The organism is Kitasatospora sp. NPDC059803 (genome assembly GCF_042732255.1).
In the GTDB taxonomy this organism is placed as follows: Bacteria; Actinomycetota; Actinomycetes; order Streptomycetales; family Streptomycetaceae; genus Kitasatospora.
Window position 1 is genome coordinate 9,492 of sequence record NZ_JBHWIJ010000238.1, and the last position, 4,159, is coordinate 13,650.

A 4,159-nucleotide genomic window follows, 5' to 3' on the forward strand; every position below is an offset into this window, starting at 1 on the left:
GTGCTGCGCCGCAGCCTCGCCGGCCCCCGCCGCTCGGGCCTGGCCACCCCCGCGGAGCGCCGCGTTGGTGTACGGGCGCCCCGGTGGGGCCGGGGCGGTGGCTACCCGCCAGTGTCCCCGGGCCACGCCGGGCCCCTGACAGTGCCCAGATGTCTAGATGTTGGGGTTGATCGGACGGTCGCTGTCGGAGTGGTGCCAGTCGAACTCCTGGGTCTGCCCCATGCTCGCGTTCCGCCCCAGCGTCCAGAGTCCGTAGGAGGACCGCGGGCCCTGGTTGCCGACGTAGGTCAGGCAGGCACCGACGGCGTTGCACACGCCGCGGTCGGTGTCGAACGTCCAACGCTGCTTCGGGTCACCCCCGTTGCACCCCACCGCCGTGGCGCCCGGGCTGTCGGACGGGCCGCTCGGGACGTGGCCCGACAGACAACGGCCGTCGTTGGTGCTGTGGATGAGGCCGTCCGGCGAGACGAACCAGAACTGGTTCCAGGAGCCGTCGCACGGGCGCAGGACGACCGGCCGCCCGTCGCCGTTGGTCTGCCGGTACTCGTCCATGCAGTAGTAGGTGCCGTTGGGGCCGCCGCTGGCCGGGCGGGCGAGCGCCACGAGGGAACCGTAGGCATAGGGCTGCGGATTGACGGGGTCGGCCTGCGCGGCGGCGACGGGCAACGAGACGCTCAGGCCGATCGCGAGTGCCAGTGCTGAGACGATCTTTCGGGCGGACTTCATGAGGTCCGACACCTCCCTCTCTGACGTTGTGTCACTGCGGAATGCGGCCATCCTGGCAGCGGAGTTGAGGGCCTGGGCAGCTTTCCGAACGATCCCGAACAAACGGGAGTGTATGGATTTCGCCATTTGATTCACCTCAGTTGACAGGAACCCCCGGCGCGAAGAGGCTGTTCACGCAGGCCCGGCGGGGGGAGGACAGAGCTTTGACCTGGTCACCTATGCGCACCACAGCGGCCCCGTGCATCTGCCGGGCAGCCGAGGCCAACTCCGCTGTGACGCCAGCCAGTTCGCACTCCCTGGACGCACTCGCCGAGTCCCTCACCCTGCTCCGGCAGGAGGCCGGCAGCCCCTCCTACTCGACGATCGTCCGGCGGATCAGCTCCGTCCGGGCAGCCCGCGGCGTCCCGGCCGGGGAACGCACACCCGGGCGGATCACCGTCTACGACTGCTTCCGCAGCGGACGCCAACGCCTGGACGTCGAACTGCTCTCCGACATCGTCCAGGCCCTCGGCGCGGACCCGGCCCCCTGGCGCCGCGCCTACCGCGCCGCCTCCCGCTGATCGTCGGCTATCCGCGGCCCGAACCCGGAGCGGCCGGGCCGGCCGGGGCCGCCTCCGGCTTCGTGTGGAGGATCTCGCGGGCCTGCTCCGCCGCGCGGACGATGCTCTCGGAGACAAAATCGACGAAGCGGGCGATGTTCTCCAGGCGGGTGGCGGCCGGGGTCTGCGGGCCGAGGACGCCGACGCCCTGCCGCGCGACCTCGACGAGGTGGGCGGTGGCGCGGGCGCTGGCCATCATCGACTGGTACCAGACATCGTCGTCGACGACGTAGCGCTCGCGGCGGCGCTCGTCGCGCTCCCGGCGGACGAGGCCCTGGCCGTCGAGGAACGCGATCGCCTTGGAGATGGACGGCGGGCTGACCTGGAGGTGCCGGGCCAGCTCGGACGCGGTGAGACTGCCGCTGTCGGTGAGGGTGAGGCAGGCCAGCACCCGGGCCGTCATCTTGGGCATGCCGGAGGCCATCAGGACGGTGGTGTACGTCTCCTGGTACTCGCGCACGGCCTCGGCGTCGCGCCCGTGGGCCTGCGGGGGCGCCTCCGACCCCCGGGGCGCGGCCGGCCTGCGCCGTTGGGCGCGGCGGCGTTCGGTGGCGCGATGGGCCAGGTCGGCGCGGTAGGCGGTGGGGCCGCCGTTGCGCATCACCTCGCGCGTGACCGTCGAGGTGGGTCGGTCGAGCCGCCTGGCGATCTCCGCGTAGGCGAGGCCGTCGGCCATCCCCAGCGCGATCTGCTGGCGTTCCTGCTGAGTGAGCCTGCCTCCCGGCACCGCGATTCTCCCTTCACGCTTCCCTGAATGCCCTCACCATAGCGTTCACCCCCATTCCAGTGCAACGAAGACGGCGGCTGACGTTGCGTTAAATCCAAAGCCACTGCAACGATAGTTCCGCTTTCACCTGCATCGATACCGATTTCAAGCAACGGACTTGTTGCCACTATCCATGAAGGCAACGTAGCGTTTCCATCATCAGAAACAACGAGCCGCAGCAGCCCGCCACCCCCACACCCGGAAGAAGGCACCCCATGACCATCAAGCAGCCCGTCTGGACCGGCATGGTCTCCGTCGACGACACCGCCCTGGCCGTGACCGACACCGGCGGGCCCGGCCGTCCCGTGGTCTACCTCAACGGCTCCTACGCCGACCAGTCGCACTGGCGGCGCGTCATCGCCGACCTCGGCGACGGCTACCGGCACATCACCTTCGACGAGCGCGCCCGCGGCAAGTCGAAGCGCTCGGCGGACTACTCGTTCGAAGCGTGCCTGCGCGACGTCGACGCCGTCCTCACCGCGAGGGGCGTGGACCGGCCGATCCTGGTGGGCTGGTCCTACGGCGCGATGCTCGCGGTGCACTGGGCCGCCCGGCACCCGGACCGCGTCCTCGGGGCGGTGTCCGTGGACGGCGCGTTCCCGCACGAGTGGCTCGACGACGCCACCCGGGAGCAGGTCCGCAAGCTGTTCCGCCGGCTCAGCCCGCTGTTCCCGATCGCCCGCCGACTCGGCATGGCCGCGCGGATGAGCGCCGAGCAGCACGCCGAGATCAATCTTGAGATCAACGAGCTCTGCGCGCCCGCCGCCCTCGACCCGGTCTTCGACCAGGTGACCGCACCGGTCCGGTACGTGGTCGCCACGGGCGGCAACCTGGGCGGCGAAGCGAAGCTGATGGAACAGATCCGCACCAACCTCGACCCGGTGCTCGCCCGCAACCCGAACATCCGGGTCAGCACGAAGGTCGCGAGCAACCACTCCAAGATCCTGCGCAAGGACTTCCACGCCATCGCCGACGCCGTCCGCGACCTCGCCGCCACCCCCGCGAGCGTGGCCGGCTGAGCCCCGCGCCGACCCGAACCGGCCCTGCGGGGTCACCGCGAAGCGCTCGCACGACGGGCGGCCGTTCGGGCGAACTTCCCTCGGAATTACCGCATTCGGGTGACACGCGGCCGGCCTCGCCCGCCGGGGCCGTTAGCGTGACTGACCGTCACCGGCCGTCCGGTCGGGCGGAGCTGCGCGCAGCTCGGGGGTCGGGGGCGGAGGCCTTCGCCGGATTCCCCACGCGCCGCCCGCTGTCCGCTGTCCGCTGTCCGGGGACGATCCCGACACCGTGCTTCACCAGCTGGGAGGTTCTCCGCCATGCCCGTGTCGAGTCGATACCTGAACGCCTGGGAGGGCTTCTGGCGCGACGCACCGGCGGAGGCCGGCGCGGTGATCTGGGACGCGGAGCCTGCGCTCACCGCGAGCGTGCACCTCGCGCTGTTCGACCCCTACCTCGTCGACCCGGCGCTGCCCGTCGTCGACGTCGGCTGCGGCAACGGCACCCAGACCCGCTTCCTCGCCGGCCGCTTCGACCACGTCCTCGGGGTCGACCTGTCCGCCGCCGCCGTGGAGCTCGCCCGCACCCAGCATCCCGACGGGCGGGCCGAGTTCGCCCGGCTCGACGCCACCGACCAGCAGGGCGTCCGGGAGCTGCACGCCCGGCTCGGCGATGCCAACGTGTACGTACGCGCCCTGATCCACCAGTGCGAACCGGCCGACCGCCAGCCGGTCGCCGACGCCATCGCCGCCCTGGTCGGGGATCGCGGCCGGGCGTTCGTCGTCGAGCTGTCCTCGTCGGCGAAGGCCGTCCTGGCCGGCCTCGCCCAGAGCCCACAGGGCCCTCCCCCGAAGCTGCGCCCCGTCTTCGAGCACGGCCTCGCCCCCGCCGAGGTCGTCGACTCGGCCTTCGGCGAACTGTTCCGCACCGCCGGGCTCACCGTCCTCGCCTCCGGCGAACTGCCGTTGTTCCTCACCGAGTTCGCGCCCGACGGCAGCCGGATCGACCTCCCGTCCCACTGGCTGGTGGTGGGCGCGGCCGGCACACCGCAGAGGTGACGCGGTGGGGG

The 4,159-nt window shown here is 71.7% G+C and carries 5 protein-coding genes; 3 read left to right on the top strand and 2 right to left on the bottom strand.

Features of this window, described 5'->3' with window-relative positions; genetic code table 11:
- Nucleotides 1-153: 153 nt before the first annotated feature.
- Nucleotides 154-726 carry an RICIN domain-containing protein gene (locus ACFV6I_RS29520; protein ID WP_380428567.1) on the bottom strand — a complete coding sequence of 191 codons (573 nt, stop codon included), beginning with the start codon at nt 724-726 and terminating at the stop codon, nt 154-156.
- 218 nt (nt 727-944) lie between these two features.
- On the opposite strand from ACFV6I_RS29520, the gene ACFV6I_RS29525 reads away from it, so the two are divergent.
- On the top strand, nt 945-1,286 hold the full coding sequence (locus tag ACFV6I_RS29525) for a hypothetical protein (protein WP_380428569.1): 342 nt from the start codon (nt 945-947) through the stop codon (nt 1,284-1,286).
- A 7-nt stretch (nt 1,287-1,293) separates the two neighbouring features.
- Here the strand turns inward: ACFV6I_RS29525 and ACFV6I_RS29530 are convergent, their stop codons facing one another.
- Nucleotides 1,294-2,052, bottom strand: coding sequence for a helix-turn-helix domain-containing protein (locus tag ACFV6I_RS29530; protein ID WP_380339667.1), 759 nt, complete (start codon nt 2,050-2,052; stop codon nt 1,294-1,296).
- A gap of 254 nt (nt 2,053-2,306) precedes the next feature.
- Here ACFV6I_RS29530 and ACFV6I_RS29535 point away from each other — a divergent pair, with 254 nt between their 5' ends.
- Both ACFV6I_RS29535 and ACFV6I_RS29540 read left to right on the top strand, forming a co-directional pair.
- A complete protein-coding gene (locus ACFV6I_RS29535) occupies nt 2,307-3,110 on the top strand; it encodes an alpha/beta fold hydrolase (RefSeq protein WP_380428571.1) in 804 nt (267 codons plus the stop codon).
- 300 nt (nt 3,111-3,410) lie between these two features.
- The gene (locus tag ACFV6I_RS29540; protein WP_380428572.1) at nt 3,411-4,148 is read left to right on the top strand and encodes a class I SAM-dependent methyltransferase; all 738 of its coding nucleotides are present in this window, start codon (nt 3,411-3,413) and stop codon (nt 4,146-4,148) included.
- Nucleotides 4,149-4,159: the final 11 nt, after the last annotated feature.

What these genes read in the sequence shown, in the direction of transcription:
- ACFV6I_RS29520 (WP_380428567.1), bottom strand. Translation starts at nt 726, where the DNA reads ATGAAGTCCGCCCGAAAGATCGTCTCAGCACTGGCACTCGCGATCGGC.
- ACFV6I_RS29525 (WP_380428569.1), top strand. Translation starts at nt 945, where the DNA reads ATGCGCACCACAGCGGCCCCGTGCATCTGCCGGGCAGCCGAGGCCAAC.
- ACFV6I_RS29535 (WP_380428571.1), top strand. Translation starts at nt 2,307, where the DNA reads ATGACCATCAAGCAGCCCGTCTGGACCGGCATGGTCTCCGTCGACGAC.
- ACFV6I_RS29540 (WP_380428572.1), top strand. Translation starts at nt 3,411, where the DNA reads ATGCCCGTGTCGAGTCGATACCTGAACGCCTGGGAGGGCTTCTGGCGC.